This is a genomic window from Pseudomonas sp. PONIH3 (assembly GCF_002934345.1).
GTDB classification, from domain to species: domain Bacteria; phylum Pseudomonadota; class Gammaproteobacteria; order Pseudomonadales; family Pseudomonadaceae; genus Aquipseudomonas; species Aquipseudomonas soli.
In genome coordinates this window covers 6197128-6218784 of sequence record NZ_CP026386.1, presented here as the reverse complement: position 1 = coordinate 6218784, position 21657 = coordinate 6197128, and the positions used below count along the sequence as shown (strand labels likewise).

The 21657-nt window shown below is 64.6% G+C and carries 19 protein-coding genes; 14 read left to right on the top strand and 5 right to left on the bottom strand.

The genetic code is table 11. The features are described 5' to 3' along the window. Positions 1-4: 4 nt before the first annotated feature. Positions 5-910, bottom strand: a complete 906-nt coding sequence (locus C3F42_RS28700; protein ID WP_031314708.1) for a LysR family transcriptional regulator — start codon at positions 908-910, stop codon at positions 5-7. 137 nt (positions 911-1047) lie between these two features. Beyond that, positions 1048-1590, bottom strand: coding sequence for an Rrf2 family transcriptional regulator (locus C3F42_RS28695; protein WP_038706311.1), 543 nt, complete (start codon positions 1588-1590; stop codon positions 1048-1050). A 269-nt stretch (positions 1591-1859) separates the two neighbouring features. Here C3F42_RS28695 and C3F42_RS28690 point away from each other — a divergent pair, with 269 nt between their 5' ends. From C3F42_RS28690 to C3F42_RS28680, 3 genes are all read left to right on the top strand, one after another. Continuing rightward, positions 1860-3062, top strand: coding sequence for an NAD(P)/FAD-dependent oxidoreductase (locus tag C3F42_RS28690; RefSeq protein ID WP_104445224.1), 1203 nt, complete (start codon positions 1860-1862; stop codon positions 3060-3062). Between the two features lie 251 nt (positions 3063-3313). Then, a complete protein-coding gene (locus C3F42_RS28685) occupies positions 3314-4939 on the top strand; it encodes a methyl-accepting chemotaxis protein (RefSeq protein WP_104445223.1) in 1626 nt (541 codons plus the stop codon). 169 nt (positions 4940-5108) lie between these two features. Beyond that, entirely contained in the window at positions 5109-6731 is a 1623-nt protein-coding gene (locus C3F42_RS28680; RefSeq protein WP_104445222.1) for a methyl-accepting chemotaxis protein, read from the top strand. 87 nt (positions 6732-6818) lie between these two features. On the opposite strand, the gene C3F42_RS28675 is transcribed toward C3F42_RS28680, so the two are convergent. Next, on the bottom strand, positions 6819-8222 hold the full coding sequence (locus C3F42_RS28675) for a cytosine permease (RefSeq protein ID WP_104445221.1): 1404 nt from the start codon (positions 8220-8222) through the stop codon (positions 6819-6821). Positions 8223-8541: 319 nt separating this feature from the next. Here C3F42_RS28675 and C3F42_RS28670 point away from each other — a divergent pair, with 319 nt between their 5' ends. From C3F42_RS28670 to C3F42_RS28625, 10 genes are all read left to right on the top strand, one after another. Continuing rightward, positions 8542-9027, top strand: a complete 486-nt coding sequence (locus tag C3F42_RS28670; protein WP_023630914.1) for a flavin reductase family protein — start codon at positions 8542-8544, stop codon at positions 9025-9027. 73 nt (positions 9028-9100) lie between these two features. Further along, positions 9101-10144: an LLM class flavin-dependent oxidoreductase gene (locus C3F42_RS28665; RefSeq protein WP_038706314.1), complete on the top strand. Its 1044-nt coding sequence runs from the start codon at positions 9101-9103 to the stop codon at positions 10142-10144. A gap of 293 nt (positions 10145-10437) precedes the next feature. Next, positions 10438-11034 carry an amino acid synthesis family protein gene (locus C3F42_RS28660; RefSeq protein ID WP_023632164.1) on the top strand — a complete coding sequence of 199 codons (597 nt, stop codon included), beginning with the start codon at positions 10438-10440 and terminating at the stop codon, positions 11032-11034. A gap of 68 nt (positions 11035-11102) precedes the next feature. Next, positions 11103-11936 carry an alpha/beta fold hydrolase gene (locus C3F42_RS28655; protein ID WP_094011895.1) on the top strand — a complete coding sequence of 278 codons (834 nt, stop codon included), beginning with the start codon at positions 11103-11105 and terminating at the stop codon, positions 11934-11936. Next, positions 11933-13414 (top strand): aldehyde dehydrogenase, encoded by a 1482-nt coding sequence (locus C3F42_RS28650; protein ID WP_104445220.1) that lies wholly within the window; start codon positions 11933-11935, stop codon positions 13412-13414. Before C3F42_RS28655 ends, C3F42_RS28650 begins: the two co-directional genes overlap by 4 nt. A 12-nt stretch (positions 13415-13426) precedes the next feature. Further along, on the top strand, positions 13427-13912 hold the full coding sequence (locus C3F42_RS28645) for a flavin reductase family protein (RefSeq protein ID WP_038706316.1): 486 nt from the start codon (positions 13427-13429) through the stop codon (positions 13910-13912). 105 nt (positions 13913-14017) lie between these two features. Then, positions 14018-14407 (top strand): carboxymuconolactone decarboxylase family protein, encoded by a 390-nt coding sequence (locus C3F42_RS28640; protein ID WP_023632816.1) that lies wholly within the window; start codon positions 14018-14020, stop codon positions 14405-14407. An 89-nt stretch (positions 14408-14496) separates the two neighbouring features. Continuing rightward, a complete protein-coding gene (locus C3F42_RS28635) occupies positions 14497-15249 on the top strand; it encodes a GntR family transcriptional regulator (protein WP_038706317.1) in 753 nt (250 codons plus the stop codon). A 2-nt stretch (positions 15250-15251) separates the two neighbouring features. Further along, positions 15252-15815 (top strand): NUDIX hydrolase, encoded by a 564-nt coding sequence (locus C3F42_RS28630; protein WP_038706318.1) that lies wholly within the window; start codon positions 15252-15254, stop codon positions 15813-15815. A gap of 84 nt (positions 15816-15899) precedes the next feature. Next, positions 15900-18080 (top strand): ATP-binding protein, encoded by a 2181-nt coding sequence (locus tag C3F42_RS28625; protein WP_038706319.1) that lies wholly within the window; start codon positions 15900-15902, stop codon positions 18078-18080. Between the two features lie 30 nt (positions 18081-18110). Here the strand turns inward: C3F42_RS28625 and C3F42_RS28620 are convergent, their stop codons facing one another. Further along, positions 18111-20285: an ATP-binding protein gene (locus tag C3F42_RS28620; protein ID WP_038706320.1), complete on the bottom strand. Its 2175-nt coding sequence runs from the start codon at positions 20283-20285 to the stop codon at positions 18111-18113. Positions 20286-20372: 87 nt separating this feature from the next. Next, positions 20373-21005, bottom strand: a complete 633-nt coding sequence (locus C3F42_RS28615; protein ID WP_038706321.1) for a LysE family translocator — start codon at positions 21003-21005, stop codon at positions 20373-20375. 414 nt (positions 21006-21419) lie between these two features. On the opposite strand from C3F42_RS28615, the gene C3F42_RS28610 reads away from it, so the two are divergent. Continuing rightward, positions 21420-21653, top strand: coding sequence for a hypothetical protein (locus C3F42_RS28610; RefSeq protein ID WP_104445348.1), 234 nt, complete (start codon positions 21420-21422; stop codon positions 21651-21653). Positions 21654-21657: the final 4 nt, after the last annotated feature.

Genomic DNA, 21657 nt, shown 5'->3' with positions numbered 1-21657 from the left:
GCACCTACATCCGTGCCAGTTCTTCACGGCAGAACTCCACGAATAGCTGCGCCGGCTTGGTCAGTTGCACACGCCTGAGGTGCGCCGCCGCCAACCCCGACAGCGTCACCGGCTCGGCGATCGCCAGCGTCACCAGCCGCTGCCCGTCGTAGGTGAATTCCGAGTGCGGCCGGGTCACCAGCAGCGAGAAACCAAAGCCCTGCCCGACCATGCCCCGGACCATCTCGATCGACGGGGAGCTGAAGACGATGTTCGGCGTCAGCCCCAGTTCGTTGAACAGGCTGACGAAATAGGTGCGGCTTGGGGCCACGTCGAGCAGGATCATCGGCTCGGGACACAGGTCACGCAGCGACACCTGGGCTTGGCCTGCGAAACGGTGCTTTTCCGGCAGCAGCACATAGGGCTTCTGTGGGGGCATCAGCGGCTCGGTCTCGATGGTGCCGTCCAGGTCATGGTCATAGAGGAACGCCAAGTCGAAGGTACCGGCCGTCAGCCCCTGGATCAGGTCCTGTTGCTCACCGTCGCGCAGGCGGATGTCCACCCCGGGGTAGCGCTCGCGGAAGCCGGCGATCAGCCGCGGCAGATACAGCGGTGCCACGGTCTCGAAACAGCCGATGTCGATCTGCCCGGCCACCGTGTCGTTGTCGGCCAGGGCGTTCTGCTCGAACTCGTGGGCCATCTGCAGCAGGGACCGGGTCTTGGCGTAGAAGCGCTTGCCGCTGGGCGTCAGCGACACGCCCTGGGCGTGATGGCGAATGAACAGCTGCACGCCGAAGCTCTCTTCCAGGCTCTTGATCGCCGTGGAGATCGACGGCTGGGCGATGTACAACTGGCGCGAGGCTTCGGCGACGCTGCCGGCCTCCACGGTGGTGACGAAGTACTTCAGTTGACGCAAGGTGTAGGAAGCCACGCTGACCTCTCTGGCGCCGTGGGCGGCGCGCGGGATTTTCCTGTCAGCTTACCGCGCCTTGAGGCGCGCGGGCGGATCACCCAGGCAAGGATTTACCTGGGGGTTGAGCAGCATTTTCCGTGGTGGCCCAGGCTCAGTCAGACCGCCTGCAACGGAATATCGCCAGCGCTGCCTTTGCCGTCGCGTCGCTCGCTCATCCAGTCATTGACCTTCTGCCCGAACTCAGCCGGCGCCTTGCGCCCGAACCGCCGTACCAGGTCGAGGATGGTCTGCTGGGCCAACGCCTCTTCCATGCGTTTCTGCGCCCCCAGCATCACCGCGTGAATGGCACAGGTGCCCTCGGTCGCCCAGCCCGGCGCCGAACCCTCGAACACCGCGCAGCGCTCGCGGATCTCCCGGCAATCAAAGAGCTTCTTCGGTCCATCGATGGCCGTGACGATATCCAGCACGGTGATTTCGTCGGAGGGCCGCGCCAGGCGAAACCCGCCGCGCACGCCTTCGGTCGCGGCGACCAGCCCGGCCCGGGCGAGCTTGGTGAAGACCTTGGCCAGGTATTCCTGGGGCACCCCCTGCAGCTCGGCCAGGTCACGCACGCTGGACTCGCGACTGTCGCCACGCTCGTCCACCAGGAACAGCAGGCAGTGGATGCCGTACTCGACGCCTGCACTGTAGAGGGACATATAAATCTCCGACTGATTTAGTCGTAAATTGTACGCCCGTCAATGCTGGAAATCAAAGCCGGGCGTAGCCGCCTGTCGTCGGGATGGCCGGTCAAGACCCCCGCTTTACGACGTTAAATACGCGGCATCCGCGCATTTTATGGCGGTTGACGCACAACCCGATGCTTAAAAAACACTTGCCGAATTAAACTACGATCAATACAGTCGTAGTTATTCGACAAGTAGCACATGCTTCGTCGAAGCCCTTTCCTACCTTGCGGAGCACCTTCATGACCTCTCGTATCCTGATCATCGGTGCCGGCTTTGCCGGTGTCTGGAGCGCCCTGAGCGCCGCCCGCCTGCTCGACCAGGCCCAGCGCGGCGACGTGCGCATCAGTGTGCTGGCGCCGCAGCCGCAACTGCGGATCCGCCCACGCTTCTATGAAGCCGACGTGCACAGCTTGCAGGCGCCCTTGGAGGCCCTGTTCGACGTGGTGGGCGTGGAGTTCATCCACGGCACCGCCGACACCATCGACAGCGACGCCCGCCTGGTCGGCTATCGCGATACCAACGGGCACACGCACCAGCTCGCCTACGATCGTCTGATCCTCGCCGCCGGCAGCCAGGTGGCCCGCCCCGCCGTCCCGGGCCTGACCGAGCACACCTTCGATGTCGACCAGATGGAGTCGGCCACTCGCCTGGAGCAGCACCTGCATAGCCTGGCCAGCCTGCCCGCCTCCCCGGCGCGCAACACCCTGGTGGTGTGCGGCGGTGGCTTCACCGGTATCGAAACGGCCACCGAGCTGCCATCCCGACTGCGCGCCATCCTCGGCGAAGGCCAGGCCCGCGTGGTGCTGATCGACCGTGGCGCCAGCATCGGTGCCGCGCTCGGCGCCGGGATCACCCCGGCCATTGTCAGCGCCAGCGAGCAGGCCGGGGTGCAATGGCTGACTGGCACCTCGGTGGTGGCGGTGGATGCGGGGGGCGTGACCCTGGATAACGGCGAATACATCGCCAGCAAGACTGTGATATGGACCGTTGGGGTCAAGGCCAGCCCGTTGACCGCCCAGGTCGCAGGCGAGCGTGACGGCTTGGGACGCCTGAAAGTTGATGATCACCTGAAAGTCATTGGGCAGGACTACATCTTCGCCACTGGCGATGTCGCCTGCGCCGCCGTCGACGACAAGGGCAACCTAGCGCTGATGACCTGCCAGCACGCCATTCCCATGGGCCGGCATTCGGGCAACAACGCCATGGCCGAGCTGCTGGGCGTGAAGCCGGTGATCTATCGCCAGCCCAAGTACGTCACCTGCCTGGACCTTGGAGGGTGGGGCGCGGCCTACAGCGAAGGCTGGGAACGCGAACTGCACCTGCAGGGCCTGGAAGGCAAGAGTCTCAAGCGCCAGATCAACACGGTATGGATCTACCCTCCCGCAGCTGATCGCGCCCAGGCGCTAGCAGCTGCCGACCCCGCCATTCCAATCGTTGCATGATAAGAAAGGGCCGCTCTGCGGCCCTTTTTGCGACGCAATGAAGACTAACGGTCAGCAAGTGACGACATACCCGAGGGAACGAGCTTTCATTGAACGACTGGTCAATAATAGTGGCACTGTGTCATCATCCAGAAAAAAACAACATGAACCGTGAGGATATATCCCCTTTCGCAGTGCATCGAGAGCCCTTCCAGCCGAGCCCGGTCAGTCCGCGCTCTTGACGCCTGCCAGCCACCGTCAAGGAGCGTCGCATGCAGTTACGGAACGTTAAGATTGGCATTCGGGCAGCAGGAATGTTCACCCTGCTCGGGGTCCTGGTCCTGGTCATGGGCCTGGTCGCCCTGTACGAAACCCGCAGAATGGACAGCGCCACCGACGAGATCCGCATCACCTGGATGCCCGCGGTAATCGCCCTGGGCGAAGTCAGCAGCAATCTGGGCCGAGCCCGCGCCCTCACCTTGCGCAGTGTCCTGGAGGACAGCAGCAGCGCACGTCACACTACCCTGGACAAGATCGTCCAGGTCAACCAGCAGCTCGAAAGCGACCTCAAGGCCTACGAGCGCACCATCATCAAAGCCGACGACCGCGCCCTGTTCGATGCCTTCATCGGCCTCAGCGAGCGTTACCACGGCCTGCAGAAGGCCATTCGCAGCGCCGCCGGCAACGATCAGCTCGACGAAGCCCGCCGCCTGGTCAACGGCCCGCTGGCCGAATACGCCGACAGCATGATGAAGGCTCTGGGCGAACTGATCGCCTACAACACCCAGGGCGCCGAGCAGGCCTCGCAGCGCAGCAGTGCGGCCTCGGACGAAGCCTTTGCCCTGATCATCGGCGCCATCACCGTGATCCTGCTCGCGCTGGTCGCCATCGCCACCCTCCTCACCCGCAGCATCATCGTGCCGCTGGCCGACGCCGTCGCCGTGGCCGAGCGCGTCGCCACCGGCGACCTGACCCGCGAGATCACCGTGCTCGGCCGCGACGAGCCGGCCTTGCTGCTGCGCGCCCTGAGCCGCATGCAGCACAGCCTGCGCGATACCTTGCGGCGGATCGCCGCCTCCTCCGACCAGCTGGCCTCGGCCTCCGAGGAATTGCACAGCGTTACAGAAGACACCAGCCGCGGCCTGCACCAGCAGAGTGCCGAGATCGACCAGGCCGCCACCGCGGTCAACCAGATGACCGCCGCTGTCGAAGAAGTGGCCAGCAACGCCGTGAGCACCGCCGATGCTTCCCAAGGCGCCGACCGCACAACTCGCGACGGCCGCGACCAGGTCAACCAGGCACTGGCCTCGATCCAGCACCTGGTCGATGACGTGACCGGCACCGCCGAGGAAATTGAGCAACTTGCCAGCCACGCCAACCAGATCAGCCAGGTGCTCGACGTGATCGGTTCGATCGCCGGCCAGACCAACCTGCTGGCCCTCAACGCCGCCATCGAGGCCGCCCGTGCCGGCGAGGCGGGCCGTGGTTTTGCCGTGGTCGCCGACGAGGTACGCGCCTTGGCCCACCGCACCCAGCAGTCCACGGCGGAAATCGAGCAGATGATCGGCGGCATCCAGACCGGCACCGAGCGTGCGGTCAATGCCATGCACAGCAGCCAGGGCCGCGCCGGCGGCACCCTGGAAGTGGCGCAATCGGCCGGCCGGGCCCTGGAACTGATCGCCGAGGCGATCGCCACGATCAACCAGCGCAACCTGGTGATCGCCACGGCCTCTGAACAGCAGGCCCAGGTGGCGCGGGAGGTCGACCGCAATCTGGTGAACATCCGCGACCTGGCGATGCAGACTTCGGCGGGCGCCAACCAGACCAGCGCTGCGGCCCAGGACCTATCGCGCCTGGCGGTGGAGCTGAACGCGATGGTGGCGCAATTCAAGGTCTGACCATTCGCAGCAGTGTGGGGCGCAGCCGTGCGCCCCCTTCTCATCACAATTCACGCAGATAAAAAGTCAGAAAAACTCGCAGTAGCGTGTGGTCTTCGCCGACTACTCCGTAAGTCGCCGCGCCACCATGCTCTTGACGTGTAAATTTATCTCACGTCAAGGAATATCCATGCTGCTTAGAAACATGAAAATCGGCAAAAGGGCTGGCTGTTTTTTCACCACCCTGGCTGTTCTCATTCTGTCCATGGGTGGGGTCGCAGTGTACGAAACCCAACGAATGGACAGTGCCACGGATGAAATCCGGGTTAACTGGCTACCGGCCATGATTGCGCTCAACGGCATTAGCTCCAGCCTTGCCCAGGAGCGTGCGGCCACACTGCGTGCTGCCCTTGAGGACAGCAGCGGCGAGGGAACGAGCCTGCACTTGCTTGGCAGCATTGAAGATACGTTGCGCAACAGCCTGAACAGCTACGAGTCGACCATCGATGGTCCGCAAGATCGCAACCTGTTCAATGCCTTTCTCGAGGCGCGCAAGCAATACACCGACCTGCAGCTCCAGGTACTCGCGAACATCAATGAAGGCCGCATGACGCAAGCCAAGCAACAGATCAGCGGCCCGCTGATCCAGCGGGCGGACCATATGATGGACGCGCTGTCGACACTGGTTGATTTCAACTACAAAGGTGCGCACACCGCTTCGCAGCACAGCAGCGATGTTGGGGACGATGCCTTGCGGGCAATCGTCCTTGCGCTGTTGCTGATCATTCTGGTGCTGGTCGCCGTCGCCTTGTTGTTCACCAACAGTGTCGTCACACCGCTGGCGGAGGCCGTCATGGTGGCCGAGCGTATTGCCATTGGCGACCTGACTCGCGAGATCGTAGTGGCCGGCCAGGACGAACCCGCGCTGCTGCTGCACGCTCTGCGCCGCATGCAGCAAAGCCTGCGCGAGACCATTGGCAAAATCGCCACCTCCTCCAACCGCCTGGCCTCGGCCTCGGAGCGGTTGCACGGCGTCACCGAGGACACCAGCCGTGACCTGCTGCTGCAGAGCACCGAGATCGACCAGGCCGCCACCGCGGTCAACCAGATGACCAGTGCCGTCGAGGAAGTGGCCAGCAACGCCGTGAGCACCGCCGAAGCCTCGCAAGACGCGGACCAGACCACCCGTGATGGTCAAGACCAGGTTAACCAGGCACTCGCTTCGATTCAGCACCTGGTCGACGACGTCACCGGTACCGCCACAGAGATCGAACGGTTGGCCAACAGCGCCAACGAAATTACCCGCGTGCTGGATGTGATCGGCGCGATTGCCGGCCAGACCAACCTGCTGGCGCTCAATGCCGCCATCGAGGCCGCCCGAGCTGGCGAGGCAGGCCGTGGCTTCGCCGTGGTCGCCGACGAAGTGCGCGCATTGGCCCACCGCACGCAGCAATCCACGGCGGAGATCGAGCAGATGATCGGCGCCATCCAGATCGGCACCGAGCGCGCAGTCAGTGCCATGCACAGCAGCCAGGGCCGCGCCAGCGGCACCTTGGAGGTGGCGCAATCGGCCGGCCGGGCTCTGGAGCTGATCGCCCGGACCATCGCCTCGATCAACCAGCGCAACCTGGTGATCGCCAGCGCCACTGAGGAACAGGCGCAGGTGGCACGGGAAGTGGACCGCAACCTGATGAATATCCGCGACCTGGCGATGCAGACAACCACCGGGGCCAATCAAACCAGCGTATCGGCCCAGGACTTGTCACAGCTGGCGCTGGAACTCAACGGGCTGGTCGCGCAGTTCAAGGTCTGAACGGCCTGATGAATATCGCGGGGCACGCCCGCTCCTGCAAGGCTTGTGCAGGAGCGGGCGTGCCCCGCGATGAGTTTGTCGCAAATTTCAGGATTTGACGCCAACCACCCGCTGCGCCTTTTCCGGCTGCGCCCGCGTCGCCAGGCAGTAATACAGCGGCACCGTCACCAACAGCCCGAACAGCCACGACAGATCCGCCCCTTCGACGATGTTCGAGTACGGCCCGACATACAGCGATGTATTGGCGAATGGCAATTGCACCAGGATGCCGCAGGCGTAGGCGATGATCGCATGGTGGTTGAAGCGCCCGTAGATGCCGCCATCGGCGCGGAAGATCGAGGCGATGTCGTAATCGCCGCGCTTGATCAGGTAGAAGTCCACCAGGTTGATCGACGCCCACGGCACCAGCACCAGCAACAGCGCCAGGATCAGCCCGATGAACTGGCCGATGAAGTCGGCCGAGGCGTTCAGCGCCACGAGACCGCAACCCACCAGGATTACCCCCGCCAGCACCACCCGCAGCTTGATGCTCGGCGTCCAATGGGCGGCGAAGGTCTGGATCGCGGTGACGATTGACAGCACCGCACCGTAGAGGTTGAGGGCGTTGTGGCTGATGATGTTGAGCAGGAACAGCACCATCAGCACCGGGCCCAGCCAGCCGGTGGCCTGCTTGACCGCCACCATGGCATCGGTGCCTTCCGGCACGCACAGCACCGCCACCGCACCGAAACTGAAGCACAGGATGGTGCCCAGGGTGGCACCGAGGTAGGTGGCCCAGAACGGCTTGGCGATGCCGACTTCACGGGGCAGGTAGCGCGAGTAGTCCGAGGTGTAGGGCGAGAAGCTGATCTGCCAGATGATGCCCAGCGACACCGTGGCAACGAAGCCGGACAGGTTGAACGCGCCGCGGCTGAAGAAATCGCCCGGCAGTTCCTGGGCGAACATCATGATGAAGCCGGCCAGCAGCGCCGAGCCCATCACCCAGGTGCCGACGCGGTTCAGCGTATGGATGAAGCGGTAGCCGATCACCCCGATGGCGGTGGCGCTCAGGGCGCCGATGACGATGGCGGCGGGCATCGGCACGCCTGGGGCGATGCCGTGGATCGACTTGCCGGCCAGGACGATGTTGGAAATGAAGAATCCGACGTAGATCAACGCGGTGAAGAACACGATCAGCAGCGCGCCATAGCGGCCGAACTGACCGCGGCTCTGCACCATCTGCGGAATGCCCAGCTGCGGCCCCTGTGCCGAGGCCAGGGCGATCACCACCCCGCCCAGCAGATGCCCCAGCACGATGGCCAGCAGCCCCCACAGCAAGTTCAGATGGAACACCTGGACCACCATGGCACCAGTGACAATCGGCAGCGGCGCGATGTTGGTGCTGAACCACAGGGTGAAAAGGTCGCGCGCCTTCCCATGGCGCTCGGACGGTGGCACGTAATCGACCGTGTGTTGCTCGACGAGATGGTGTTGCGACGACGGTTGGGACATAGGATTCAGCTCGAAAGGTCGTTTTTATCGTTGTATGGAAACCGCTCGGGGCGGCCTCTCAGCTGAAGACCATATTATGGTATTCCAACAGTTTGACAACACTGCGCTGCTCATTTTCAGCGCAACTGATCCGCTCCTTGCACCGTCACGCAGCACAAATGTTTACACCAAGGCCAGTGATTACGGGGCTTGCACCGTTTATCGCGAACTCCAGGCCACGGAAAATTCCGCTTGCAATATAGGTATTACGGTATACCATCAGACACATCTACGATAAAAACCGCGGACCACCGCAGCCTTCTCATCAGAGGTACACGAGATGATCGACGCAACCGTCTACAAGCACGTCCTGGGTTCCTTCCCCTCCGGCGTAACCGTCATCACCACCCTGGACGACGACGGCTCGATCGTCGGCCTCACCGCCAGCGCCTTCTCCTCCCTGTCCATGGACCCGCCGCTGGTGCTGTTCTGCCCCAACTACAGCTCCGACTCCTACCCTGTCCTGATGAAGAACAAGCGCTTCGCCATTCACCTGCTCTCCGGTGAACAGCAGGCCGAGGCGTATGCGTTCGCGAAAAAAGGCAAGGACAAGGCCGTCGGCATCGAGTGGACCCTGAGCGAACTGGGCAACCCGATCCTGGCCGGCGCCACCGCCGTGATCGAATGCGAACTGTGGCGTGAATACGAAGGCGGCGACCACGCCATCATGGTCGGCAAGGTACACAACCTGATCGTCCCCCAGGAGGCGCCCCGCCCGATGGTCTATTGCCGCGGCAAGATGGCCAGCCTGCCGGCCTTCGCCTGAACCCTGACGACCGATTCCACTTAGAGCGCCTGCCCCGGCGGGCGACAACAACAAAGCTCCGAGGAAAAGCCCCATGAAATTTTCGCTGTTCGTGCACATGGAACGTTGGGATGAGCAGGTCAGCCACCGCCAGCTGTTCGAAGACCTCACCGAACTGACCCTGATGGCCGAAGACGGCGGTTTCAGCACCGTGTGGATCGGCGAACACCACGCCATGGAGTACACCATCTCGCCGAGCCCGATGCCGCTGCTGGCCTACCTGGCCGCGCGCACCGAGAAAATCCGCCTGGGCGCCGGCACCATCATCGCGCCCTTCTGGAACCCGATCCGCGTCGCCGGCGAATGCGCCCTGCTCGACGTGATCAGCAATGGCCGCATGGAAGTGGGCCTGGCCCGTGGCGCCTACCAGTTCGAGTTCGACCGGATGGCCGGCGGCATGCCGGCCACCGACGGCGGCAAGGCCCTGCGCGAAATGGTCCCGGCGGTGCGCCAGCTGTGGCAAGGCGACTATGCCCATGAAGGCGAGATCTACAACTTCCCCACCTCCACCAGCGTGCCAAAGCCGGTCCAGCAGGGCATGCCGCCGATGTGGATCGCCGCCCGCGACCCGGACTCGCACAACTTCGCCGTGGCCAATGGTTGCAACGTCATGGTCACCCCGCTGATGAAGGGCGACGAAGAGGTGCTGGACCTGAAGAACAAGTTCCAGGCCGCGCTGGACAACAACCCGGACGTGCCGCGCCCACAATTGATGGTGCTGCGCCACACCCACGTGCACAGCCCGGCCGAGCCGGACGGCTGGAAGGTCGGCGCCCAGGCAATTTCACGCTTCTACCGCACCTTCGATGCCTGGTTCGGCAACAAGAGCGTGCCGGTCAACGGCTTCCTCGAGCCAAGCCCTGAATCGAAGTTCGCCGAGGTGCCAGCCTTCGCGCTGGAGAACATCCGCAAGAACACCATGATCGGCACCCCTGAAGAAATCATCGCGCGCATCAAGTACTACCAGGAGCTAGGCGTCGACGAGTTCAGCTTCTGGTGCGACAACAGCCTGCCCCATGCCGAGAAACGCAAGTCGCTGGAGCTGTTCATCAAGGAAGTGGTCCCGGCCTTCGCCTGAATTCCCTTTGCCTGATTGATTGCGGGGACCAGCCCGCTCGCGTTGGCCCCCGTGGCCGGCGCGAGCGGGCTTTTTTTGCGGGTCGCCTTGAAACGTTCGTCGGGGCAGGTTCTGCACCTGTGAGATCGAGCGCCGCGCGGGGGGCGCTCGATAGATGCATCGCCTCCAAATCCAAGCCAGGCACACAGCCTTTCGTCCTCCGGTGAGAGAAATTTTCGACCGGCTCTTGCACATCAAATATTATGGTATACCATCAGACAACAAGAGCTGATAACCCTAACCAGGAGCCCCCCATGAGTTTCGAAATCCGCAAGATCGTCACCTACTCCGAAGAGACCCGCATCGAAGGCGGCAAGGCCACCGACAAGCCGGTGACCATGGTCGGCCTGGCCGTGGTGATCAAGAACCCATGGGCTGGTCGCGGCTTCGTCGAAGACCTCAAGCCGGAGATCCGCGCCAACTGCTCCGCACTGGGTGCGCTGATGGTCGAGCGCCTGACCGCCGCCATCGGCGGAGCCGACAAGATCGAGGCCTATGGCAAGGCCGCCGTGGTCGGCGCCGACGGCGAGATCGAGCACGCCTCGGCGGTGATCCACACCCTGCGCTTCGGCAACCACTACCGCGAAGCCGTGCAGGCCAAGAGCTACCTGAGCTTCACCAACAAGCGCGGCGGCCCCGGCACCTCGATCCAGATCCCGATGATGCAGAAGGACGACGAAGGCCTGCGCTCGCACTACATCACCCTGGAAATGCAGATCGAAGATGCGCCACGTGCCGACGAGATCGTCGTGGTACTGGGCGCCGCCGACGGTGGCCGCCTGCACCCACGCATTGGCAACCGCTACATCGACCTGGAAGAACTGGCTGCCGAAAAGGCCAACGCTCAATAACAACAACCAAGCCGGGCCTGGGCGTGGCGTGCATACCCGCCGCGCCCGACCTTCAAGGAGCGCCCTCCATGATTCAGCCTGTCGCTGAACGTACACCGGCCGGGACCAGTTACCTGGACCTGGGCCAGGGCCAGCCCGTGGTACTGATCCACGGCGTGGGCCTGAACAAGGAAATGTGGGGCGGGCAGATCGTCGGCCTGGCCAACGACTATCGCGTCATCGCCTACGACATGCTCGGCCATGGCCAGAGCCGCGTGCCCAGCGCCGATACGCCGCTGGAAGGCTATGCCGAGCAGCTCGCCGAACTGCTCGACCACCTGCAGGTCGCTCAGGCCTGCGTGATCGGCTTTTCCATGGGCGGCCTGGTGGCACGCGCGTTCGCCCTGGACTACCCGCAACGCCTGGCCGCGCTGGTAATACTCAACAGCGTCTTCAACCGTACTCCCGAGCAGAGCGCCGGGGTGATCGCACGCGCCGCGCAAGCCTACGAACAGGGTCCAGACGCCAACGTCGATGCCGCCCTCGAGCGTTGGTTCAGCCGCGAGTACAAGGCCGCCAACCCGGCCCAGGTCGCCGCCATCCGCCAGATCCTGGCAAGCAACGACCCGCAGGGCTACCACACCACTTACTCGCTGTTCGCCACCCAGGACATGTACCGCGAAGCCGACCTGAGCAGCATCCAGGTACCGACGCTGATCGCTACCGGCGAGCTCGACAGCGGTTCCACCCCGGCCATGACCCGCCAACTCGCCGCGCGAATTCCCGGCGCGCAGAGTGTGGTCCTGGCCGAGCAACGGCATATGATGCCGGTGGAAGCACCGCGCGAAGTCAACAAGATGCTGCTGGACTTCCTCAGGCAGGCCCGCACCCTCACCGAATCCGCCAAGGGGATAGTTGCATGACCCTCGTTCGTTTCAAGATGTGCATCGATGGCCAATGGCGCGATGCCCAGAGCGGCAAGACCTTCGACAGCCTTGACCCGGCCACCGCCAAGGCCTGGGCGCAACTGCCAGATGCCGGCGAAGCCGATGTCGAGCTCGCCGTACAGGCCGCCCAGCGCGCCTTCGAAGGCAAGGCCTGGCGCGGCCTCACTGCCACCGCCCGGGGCAAGCTGCTGCGCCGCCTCGGCGACCTGATTGCCGAGAACAAGGAACACCTGGCCCAGTTGGAAAGCCGCGACAACGGCAAGTTGATCCGCGAGACCCGCGGCCAGGTCGGCTACCTGCCGGAGTTCTTCCACTACACCGCGGGCCTGGCCGACAAGCTCGAAGGCGGCACCCTGCCGCTGGACAAGCCGGACCTGTTCGCCTACACGGTGCACGAGCCGATCGGCGTGGTGGCCGGGATCATCCCGTGGAACAGCCCGCTGTACCTCACCGCGATCAAGCTGGCCCCGGCCCTGGCCGCCGGCAACACCATCGTGCTCAAACCCTCGGAACACGCCTCCGCCACCCTCCTCGAGCTGGCCCGCCTGGCCCTGGAAGCCGGCTTCCCGGCTGGCGTTGTCAACGTGGTCACAGGTTACGGCCCAAGCACCGGCGCGGCGCTGACCCGCCACCCGCTGGTGCGCAAGATCGCCTTCACCGGCGGCGCCGCCACCGCCCGCCACGTGGTGCGCAGCAGCGCCGAGAACTTCGCCAAGCTGTCGCTGGAACTGGGCGGCAAGTCACCGAACATCATCTTCGCCGACGCCGACCTGGACAGCGCCATCAACGGCGCCGTGGCCGGCATCTATGCCGCCTCCGGGCAAAGCTGCGTGGCAGGTTCGCGCCTGCTGGTGCAGGACGAGATCTTCGACGAGTTCGTCGAACGCCTGATCGCACGCGCCAAAAGCATCCGCATCGGCAGCCCGCAGGACGACAACAGCGAGATGGGGCCGATCGCCACCGCCCAGCAACTGGCGGTGATCGAAGGCCTGGTGGCCGCGGCCAAGGCCGAGGGCGCCACCTTGCGCATGGGTGGCAAGCGTGCCGAAGTCGAAGGCGATGGCTGGTTCTACGAGCCGACCCTGTTCGAGTGCGACAGCAACTCGATGACCATCATGCAGGAAGAAGTGTTCGGCCCGGTCGCCGCGGTAATCCGCTTCAAGACCGAGGAACAGGCCCTGGCGATGGCCAACGACTCGCAGTTCGGCCTGGCCGCCGGTATCTGGACCCGCGACCTGGGCCGCGCCCACCGCCTGGCCCGTGACGTGCGCTCGGGGATCATCTGGGTCAATACCTACCGCGCCGTATCGGCCATGGCCCCCATCGGCGGCTTCAAGAACAGCGGTTACGGCCGCGAGAGCGGCATCGACTCGGTACTGGCCTACACCGAGCTGAAGACGGTGTGGATCAACCTGTCCACCGCGCCCATGCCCGACCCCTTCGTGATGCGCTAGGAGAACGCCACCATGATCGAACCTGGCATCTACAAAGACGTGATGGGCTCGTTCCCGTCCGGCGTCACCGTGGTCACCACCCTGGATGCCGACGGCGGCATCGTCGGCATCACCGCCAGCGCGTTCAGCGCGCTGTCGATCGAGCCGGCGCTGGTGCTGTTCTGCCCCAACTACGCCTCCGACACCTACCCGATCCTGCGTGACAGCAAGCAGTTCGCCATCCACCTGCTGTCCGCCGACCAGACCGCCGAGGCCTATGCCTTCGCCGGCAAGGGCAAGGACAAGGCCAAGGGCATCGACTGGCAGTTGAGCGAGCTGGGCAACCCGCTGCTGACCAAGGCCACGGCGATCATCGAGTGCGAGTTGTGGCGCGAGTACGACGGCGGCGACCACGCGATCATCGTCGGCCAGGTGAAGAACCTGGTGCTGCCCGAGCAGCCGGTCACCCCGATGGTCTACCACAAGGGCAAGCTCGGCGCGCTGCCGCCGCTGGGCTGACACTCGCGGGGGCGCTGTGCGCCCCACAGTTTCCGGGGGCCGCGCATACCCCTTCACCCTCGGTTGCGGCCCCCATTTTTATTCAACGTTCAAGGACCTCGGCAGATGAGTAACGAAAAGTACGAGAAAGGCCTGCAGATCCGCACACAAGTGCTCGGCGAAGACTACGTCAACCGCTCGATCGAAAACGCCGACGAGTTCACCCAGCCACTCCAGGAGCTGGTCACCGAGTACTGCTGGGGCCATGTCTGGGGCCGCGATGGCTTGTCGCTCAAAGAGCGCAGCATGATAAACTTGGCGATGATTTCCGCGCTCAACCGGCCCCACGAGCTCAAGCTGCACATCCGCGGCGCGCTGCGTAATGGCCTGAGCCGCGAACAGATTCGCGAGATCCTGCTTCAAGTCGGCATTTACTGCGGCGTGCCCGCGGCGGTGGACAGTTTCCGCCTGGCCCGCGAAGCGTTCGCCGAAGCCGATGCGCAATCCACCCGTTAACAGCGGGCTGTGTGAACCACTGCAAGGAATGCCCCGGTTCAAGGCATTCCGCGATGTTGGCGCAACAGCCGCATAGAAGAGCGCCCCTGATGAAACGCCAGCCCCTCGACGACAGCTTCAAGGTCAACCGCAACCCCGTCACCCTGCGTGAAATCGTGCTCGACAAGCTGCGCGGCGCGATCATGAACTTCCACCTGCTACCAGGCGATCGCCTGGTCGAGCGCGACCTCTGCGAGCGCCTGGGCGTCAGCCGCACCTCCGTGCGCGAGGCCCTGCGGCACCTGGAGTCTGAAGGCCTGGTGGAGTTCGCCGACGCCAAGGGTCCTCGGGTGGCGATCATCACCCTGGAAGACGCCCGTGATATCTACGAGCTGCGTTGCGTGCTCGAAGGCCTGATCGTGCAACTGTTCACCCTCAACGCCAAGGCCAAGGACATCCGCGCCCTGGAGCGCGCCCTGGAGGTCAACCGCGAGGCGCTGGAAGACGGCGAGCTGCAGCAGGTGCTCGACTCGGTGCAAGGCTTCTACGACGTGCTGCTCGAAGGCTCGGGCAACCAGGTCGCCGCCCAGCAGTTGCGCCAGCTGCAGGCGCGCATCAGTTACCTGCGCGCCACCTCGGTGTCCCAGGAGAACCGCCGGGGCGCGAGCAACCGCGAGATGGAAAAGATCGTCGAGGCGATCAAGGGCGGCGACCCCCTGGCCGCCCACCAGGCCTCGGTCGACCATGTGCGCGCCGCCGCCAAGGTCGCCCTCGACTACCTGCGCCAGAAGCAGGACGACAACGCCAAGGTCCGCGATATCGTCGCCCCCCTGCCCCTCAAGGACCCTCGCATAGGCCACTGACCATGCCCACCGCCCCGCGCTACTGCCCGCACTGCACCACGGAACTGGCCCGGGGCGTCCCCAACGGCGACACCCACGAACGTCTTCACTGCGCCGGTTGCGGCTACATCCACTACATCAATCCGAAGATCATCGCCGGCTGCATCATCGAGCGCGACGGCAAGTACCTGCTGTGCCAGCGCGCCATCCCGCCGCGCCCCGGGACCTGGACCCTGCCAGCCGGTTTCATGGAGGCCGGCGAGACCACCGAGCAGGCGGCGCTGCGCGAGGTGTGGGAAGAGAGCGGCGTGCGCGCCGACATCGTCTCGCCCTACTCGATCTTCAGCGTGCCCCAGATCAGCGAGGTGTACATCATCTTCCGCGCCGTGGCCACCGAGGAGACCGGCCAGTACGGGCCCGAGACCCTGGACTACCGCTTCTTCGAGCCGGACCAGATTCCCTGGGACGAGATCTACTACCCAGCGATCCGGCAGATCCTCGAACGCTACATCCTCGAGCGCCAGGCCGGTGTGTACGGCATCTACATGGGCAACGACGATACCGGCAAGGTGCATTTCATCCGCTGAGGCGACAGCGCATACAAATCCCTCGCCAAGCGTCGCGTCTCGGTGCAACCTGATGATCCCACACAAAAGGACCGGCAAGCGTTCATGGCGAAATGGCTAGACGGCGGCGGGCTGATGGCCGCGCGCATCCGCAACCACGACTGGGCGGCTACGCCCCTTGGGCCTCTGGACGGCTGGCCCGACGTGCTCAAGACCAGCGTCGCCCTGTGTCTGGCCTCGCGCTTCCCCCAGGCCGTGCTCTGGGGCGATGCGCTGCTGACCCTGCACAACGACGCCTTCAGCGAAATCCTCGGCAACAAGCCCACGGCCCTCGGGCGCCCCTTCAGCCAAGTGTGGCAGGAAGCCTGGAGCGATATCGGCCGCATGGCCCGGCGCGCCCTCGACGGCGAAGCGGTGTACATCGAAGACTTCCCGCTGACGATCGAGCGCCACGGCAGCCCGGAGCGCGCCTATTTCACCTTCTGCTACAGCCCCGTGCGCGACCATGACGGCAACGTTGTGGGCATGCTCGACACGGTCACCGAAACTACCGCGAGCGTGGTGGCCAACCGCCGCCTGAACTTCCTCGACAGCCTCGGCCGGGCCACCGCGCACGCCACCGATCCCGAACGGATCATGGCAACCACCACCCGCCTGCTGGGCGAGCACCTGAAATTGTCCAGCTGCGCCTATGCCGTGATGGCGTCCGACGAGGACGGTTTCACCATCTGTGGCGACTGGGTTGCACCGGGCTCGCCACGGCTGGTCGGCCAGTATCGCCTGGCCGCCTTCGGCGAACTGGCCGTCAGCCGCCTGCGCGCAGGCCAGGCGCTGGTGATCGATGACAACCTCAGCCAGTTGCCGGCCGCCGAGTCGGCGACCTTTCAGGCCATCGGCATCACCGCGACCATCTGTATGCCGCTGATCAAGGAGGGCCGCCTGACGGCGCTGATGGCCATCCACGACAAGCGGCCCAGGGCCTGGACCCGCTACGAACAGACCCTGCTTGGCGAAGTGACCGAACGCTGCTGGGCGCATATCCAGCGGGTCCAGGCCAACGCCGAGGTGCGCGAGGCGATGACGGCATTGGAGGCGCTCAACGCGACCCTCGAGCAGCGTGTCGAAGAACGTACCTGCCAGTTGCTGCACACCGAAGCGGTCCTGCGCCAGACCCAAAAGCTCGAGGCCATCGGTCAGCTGACCGGTGGCGTGGCCCACGACTTCAACAACCTGCTGACCATCATCCGCTCCTCCATCCATTTCCTGCAGCGGCCGGACCTCGACGACAACCGGCGCAGCCGCTACTTCAAGACCGTCTCCGACACCGTCGACCGCGGCGCCAAGCTGACCGGGCAACTGCTCGCCTTCGCTCGGCGCCAGGCGCTCAGCCCCCAGGTGTTCGACGCAGGCCCGAGGCTCGAAGCAATGGCCGAGATGCTCGATACCGCCACCGGCGCGCGCATCCAGGTGAGCCTGGAACTGCCCGACACGCCCTGCCACGTGCACGCCGACCTCGGCCAGCTGGAAACCGCGGTGATCAACCTGATGATCAACGGCCGCGATGCCATGGCGGGCGCGGGCACCCTGCGCTTGCGCCTGGAAGCCGACCAGCCCATGCCGGCGCTGCGCGGCCAGGCCGCCCAGGCCGGGCCATTCGCCGCGATCTCGGTGATCGACAGTGGCGTGGGTATCGCCCCGCACCTGCAGGAGCGGATCTTCGATCCATTCTTCACCACCAAGGGCGCGGGCCAGGGTACCGGGCTCGGCTTGTCCCAGGTGTTCGGCTTCGTCAAGCAGTCGGGCGGCGATGTCCAGGTCAGCAGCAGCCAAGGCAAAGGCACTACCTTTACCCTGTATCTGCCCCAGGTACCTCAGGCAGCGGTCGAGGACATCGCCGCGATGCCAGCGCTAGAGCCCTCTGGCGAGTCCCGACATATCATGGTGGTCGAGGACAACCCGGATGTCGGCAGTTTCATCGCGCAGATCCTGCGCGATCATGGCTATCGGGTCAGTTGGGCGGTCTCGGCCGAGGATGCGCTGATACAGATCGCCTCGACACAAGGCGGGTTCGACGTGGTGTTCTCCGACGTGATGATGCCGGGCATGGGGGGACTGGCCCTGGCCTTGGAGTTACAGCGCAGCCAGCCGCAGTTGCCGGTGATCCTCACCTCCGGCTACAGCGAGGCGATTGCCGAAGGTGGCCACCAGGGTTTCGCCTTTCTCGCCAAGCCCTATTCGGCCGAGCAGGTGTGCCGAATGCTGGAGGAGGTGCTGCGGCGGCAGTGAGCGCTGTGTCGCACAGGAACGGCTCGTGACCTACCCTCGTGCCGTCAGCAAACGCGCCAGGCTGCGTCCTAGCTCATCCTGGCGAAACGGCTTGCGCAGCACGTCGAAGCCATGCAACTCGCGTGGCGTGAGGTTGGTGTAACCGGTAATGATCAACACCGGCAGTTGGCCCAGGCGTTCACGTACCTGCTGGGCCAGTCGCGCCCCGGTCATCTCGGCCATGACATGGTCGGTCAGCAGCGCATCGGGCACCAGCCCCTGGTCCAGCAACCCCAGGGCCTCGGCGGGCCCTTGCGCTTCGGTCACCTCGTAACCGAGAGCACGCAACTGCATCAACGTGGCCTGGCGCACCAGCGGCTCGTCATCAACCAGCAGCACCCGGGTCGGCCGTTGCGCCCGCTGCGGCGCGTCCGTTTCGACGAAGCGCTCGACCACCTCAGCCTCGCTGGCTGGCAGCCACAAGGTCGCTTCCGTGCCTCGACCGACCCATGAGCGAATGCTGAAGCCGCCGCCAGACTGCAACGCCAGGCCCTGCACCATCGGCAGACCAAGGCCGGTGCCCCGACCCACCCCCTTGGTCGAGTAGAACGGCTCGATGCAATGCTCCAGCACTTCGTCACTCATGCCACAGCCGTTGTCACTGACCTGCAGCCACAACTGGCGACCGCCCTCCAGCCCTTGCGGCCTAGGCACGCTGCCCTCATTGGCTCCCGCGCGTATGATCAGTTGGCCACCCTCACTCATGGCGTCCCGGGCGTTTACCACAAGGTTCAGCAGTGCGAGTTCCAACTGGTGCGGATCCACCAATACACCTGGCAGCGCCGTGTCGATGTCGACCTGCAACACAATGGCCGGCCCCAGGGAGCGCGCCATCAGTTCGTGCATGTCCGCCACCAGCGCGGCCAGCGACACCGTGACGGGCTTGAGGGTCTGGCGCCGGGCGAAACTGAGCAGGCGCCCGACAAGATTGCGCGCCCGCTCCGCCGCCTGCAGGCCGCCGTCGATCAGGCGTTCGGCACGCTCCTGCTGCGGATGGCGGCGCAGCAACTCGAACGAAGCAATGATCGGCGTGAGCATGTTGTTCAGGTCGTGGGCGATACCGCCGGACAGCTGGCCGATGATCTCCGCCTTGCGCGCCTCGTGCAGGTGCACCAGTGAGGCCTCGCGCTGGGCGAGCATGTTTACCACTCTTTCCTCGAGGTCTTCGTTCAAGGCATGCAGCGCGCGCTCGGCGCGGGCATGGGTGATGGCCGCCCACACCTGGCTGGCGGTCTCCTGGACCAGCACGCACTCGTTGGGTGTCCATGCATGGGGGGTGTGGAAGTGCACCGCAAGCATAGCCTCCAGCCGCTCGGCGCGCAGCACAGGGGCGTGCAACGTGGCACACAGCCCTTGGAAACCGGGCATAGCACTGTTCGCTTCATAGTTACGCTGCACGACCTGACCGGCCAGCAGCGCCTCGCGCAATGCCGGGTCCAAGGCCGCGTACTGGTTGATGCCGGTGATTGGCGGCACGTGTGCGGCCCATTCCTGTCCTACCCGGTAGCGTCCATCGCCCAGGTCTTCGCCGAAGCAGACTCTTGCGGCCCCCAGCTCCTTGGCCAGGCGCCTTACCGCATGGGCTTCGATGCGTTCGGCCTGGCCGAGGCCGGGCAAGGCCTGGCGCAGTTCCTGGAGAAATGCCTGACGGTGCTGGAAATACACGCGTTCGGATGTCTCGGTGACGATGCAAAGCACGCCGCCTACGGCGCCATCGGCCTCGCGAACGGCGGAGTAGGAGACGTCGAAGTATGCCGTTTCACCAGGGCCATGGCGTTCGATGTAGAACGGCCGGTCCTTGGCGGAAAAGCTCACGCCGGTTTCACGCACTCCGCGCAACAAAGGTTCCAGGTCGTCCCACAGTTCGCGCCAGTGAACCTGGGCGGGTTGCCCTAGCGCCGCGGGGTGCTTGTCACCAATGGTCGGCCAGTAAGCATCGTTGTACAGCGCGGCGTACTGCGGCCCCCAGAACAGCACGATTTGTGCCTCGGCGCTGAGGAGCGTGGCGACCACGCCCTTCAATGCTGGCGACCAAGCGTCCGGCGGGCCCAGTGGCGAACGTCCCCAATCCATGGCCTGCAACAGGCAGCTGACTTCGCCACCACCGCGCATGAAACCCGGTAATGGTTGCAGGTTGACTGATTTGCTCTCCTGGCGGGCTTTCATGTCGCGGTAATCCCGGGCACGTTGTCTTTCCTCTGAGGGTAAGAAGTCGGCCGGTGGCAAAACGTTCCATCTGATCGCTGTTGGCGATCAACGGCGCCCTTCAGCTAGCATGCGCACGGCCAGGGCGGCCAGCACCGTGCCCATCAGCCAGCGCTGCACCTGCTGCCACACCGGCCGACCGGCCAGGAACACGGCGATCGACCCCGCCATGACCGCGATCAACGCGTTGACCGTGACGCTGATGGCGATCTGCGTGCCGCCCAGTACCAGCGACTGCAGCAAGACGCTGCCATGGCCCGGCTCGATGAACTGCGGCATCAGCGACAAGTACATGACCGCAATCTTGGGGTTCAGCAGGTTGGTCACAAAGCCCATCATGAACAACCGCCTGGGGCTGTCCGCCGGCAGCTCGCGCACCTGGAACGGCGAGCGCCCGCCCGGGCGCAGCGCCTGCCAGGCCAGGTACAGCAGGTACAGCGCACCGCCGATGCGCAGGGCGTCGTAGGCGAACGGCACGGCCATGACCAGCGCGGTGATCCCGAGCGCTGCGCAGAGCATGTAGAAGACAAAGCCCATGGCCACCCCTGCCAGCGAGACCAGCCCGGCGCCGCGCCCCTGGCAGATGGAGCGGGAGATCAGGTAGATCATGTTGGGGCCGGGGGTCAGCACCATGCCCAGGCTGATCAAGGCGAAGGCCAACAGGTTGGAGGGTTCGGGCATCAGGCACATCCTTGTGGTGGTGAATCGGCGAGTGTATCCGCATATGAACGCGCCTTGAAACGGTTGCCTGAGCCCGGTAACCTTTGCGCGCTGCTGTAAGTCCAGCAGCCGGGTTTGGTAGCCCGCGATCAATCAAGGCGCACAAGCGCCCCCATTGCGATAGAGTCGGCGCTTTTTCTGTGCCCGCTATTTCGTTTTATGGCGGCTGTGCGTAGGGCGCACTCGTGCGCGCCGGTTTCCTTGATTCCCGGTCTACCAACCTGCGTACAGCCGTCACCACTTCGTTTGGTAGCGATCTGTGGCGGCTCCATTGAATCAAGGAGCGACACAATGACAAAAGGCTTACCCGATCCCCCTTCCCGCGCCACCACGGCGCACTCCAGCTTCGGCAACTGCGAATGCAGCCACCCTTCCCTGTTCGCCGTGCGCGAAGGCGTGGACTTCGAAGATGCATTGGTGCACCTGTCCACTCTGCTCAAGGGCGCGTTCGCCACCAACCTCAAGGCAATGGAACTGGCGACCGGCACCTGCCATGACCTGTTGCTGGGCAATGATCATGGGCTGGATGCGGCCAAGGCGGTGGTCGAGGCATTGCTCGATGGAGTGGAGATGCGACAGGTGGAGCAGGCGCGCTTGCGCACGGTTTGATGGG

What these genes read in the sequence shown, in the direction of transcription:
- C3F42_RS28630 (WP_038706318.1), top strand. Translation starts at nt 15,252, where the DNA reads ATGCCCACCGCCCCGCGCTACTGCCCGCACTGCACCACGGAACTGGCC.
- C3F42_RS28695 (WP_038706311.1), bottom strand. Translation starts at nt 1,590, where the DNA reads ATGTCCCTCTACAGTGCAGGCGTCGAGTACGGCATCCACTGCCTGCTG.
- C3F42_RS28660 (WP_023632164.1), top strand. Translation starts at nt 10,438, where the DNA reads ATGAGTTTCGAAATCCGCAAGATCGTCACCTACTCCGAAGAGACCCGC.
- C3F42_RS28635 (WP_038706317.1), top strand. Translation starts at nt 14,497, where the DNA reads ATGAAACGCCAGCCCCTCGACGACAGCTTCAAGGTCAACCGCAACCCC.
- C3F42_RS28620 (WP_038706320.1), bottom strand. Translation starts at nt 20,285, where the DNA reads ATGAAAGCCCGCCAGGAGAGCAAATCAGTCAACCTGCAACCATTACCG.
- C3F42_RS28665 (WP_038706314.1), top strand. Translation starts at nt 9,101, where the DNA reads ATGAAATTTTCGCTGTTCGTGCACATGGAACGTTGGGATGAGCAGGTC.
- C3F42_RS28655 (WP_094011895.1), top strand. Translation starts at nt 11,103, where the DNA reads ATGATTCAGCCTGTCGCTGAACGTACACCGGCCGGGACCAGTTACCTG.
- C3F42_RS28685 (WP_104445223.1), top strand. Translation starts at nt 3,314, where the DNA reads ATGCAGTTACGGAACGTTAAGATTGGCATTCGGGCAGCAGGAATGTTC.
- C3F42_RS28615 (WP_038706321.1), bottom strand. Translation starts at nt 21,005, where the DNA reads ATGCCCGAACCCTCCAACCTGTTGGCCTTCGCCTTGATCAGCCTGGGC.
- C3F42_RS28690 (WP_104445224.1), top strand. Translation starts at nt 1,860, where the DNA reads ATGACCTCTCGTATCCTGATCATCGGTGCCGGCTTTGCCGGTGTCTGG.
- C3F42_RS28675 (WP_104445221.1), bottom strand. Translation starts at nt 8,222, where the DNA reads ATGTCCCAACCGTCGTCGCAACACCATCTCGTCGAGCAACACACGGTC.
- C3F42_RS28645 (WP_038706316.1), top strand. Translation starts at nt 13,427, where the DNA reads ATGATCGAACCTGGCATCTACAAAGACGTGATGGGCTCGTTCCCGTCC.
- C3F42_RS28670 (WP_023630914.1), top strand. Translation starts at nt 8,542, where the DNA reads ATGATCGACGCAACCGTCTACAAGCACGTCCTGGGTTCCTTCCCCTCC.
- C3F42_RS28680 (WP_104445222.1), top strand. Translation starts at nt 5,109, where the DNA reads ATGCTGCTTAGAAACATGAAAATCGGCAAAAGGGCTGGCTGTTTTTTC.
- C3F42_RS28625 (WP_038706319.1), top strand. Translation starts at nt 15,900, where the DNA reads ATGGCGAAATGGCTAGACGGCGGCGGGCTGATGGCCGCGCGCATCCGC.
- C3F42_RS28650 (WP_104445220.1), top strand. Translation starts at nt 11,933, where the DNA reads ATGACCCTCGTTCGTTTCAAGATGTGCATCGATGGCCAATGGCGCGAT.
- C3F42_RS28640 (WP_023632816.1), top strand. Translation starts at nt 14,018, where the DNA reads ATGAGTAACGAAAAGTACGAGAAAGGCCTGCAGATCCGCACACAAGTG.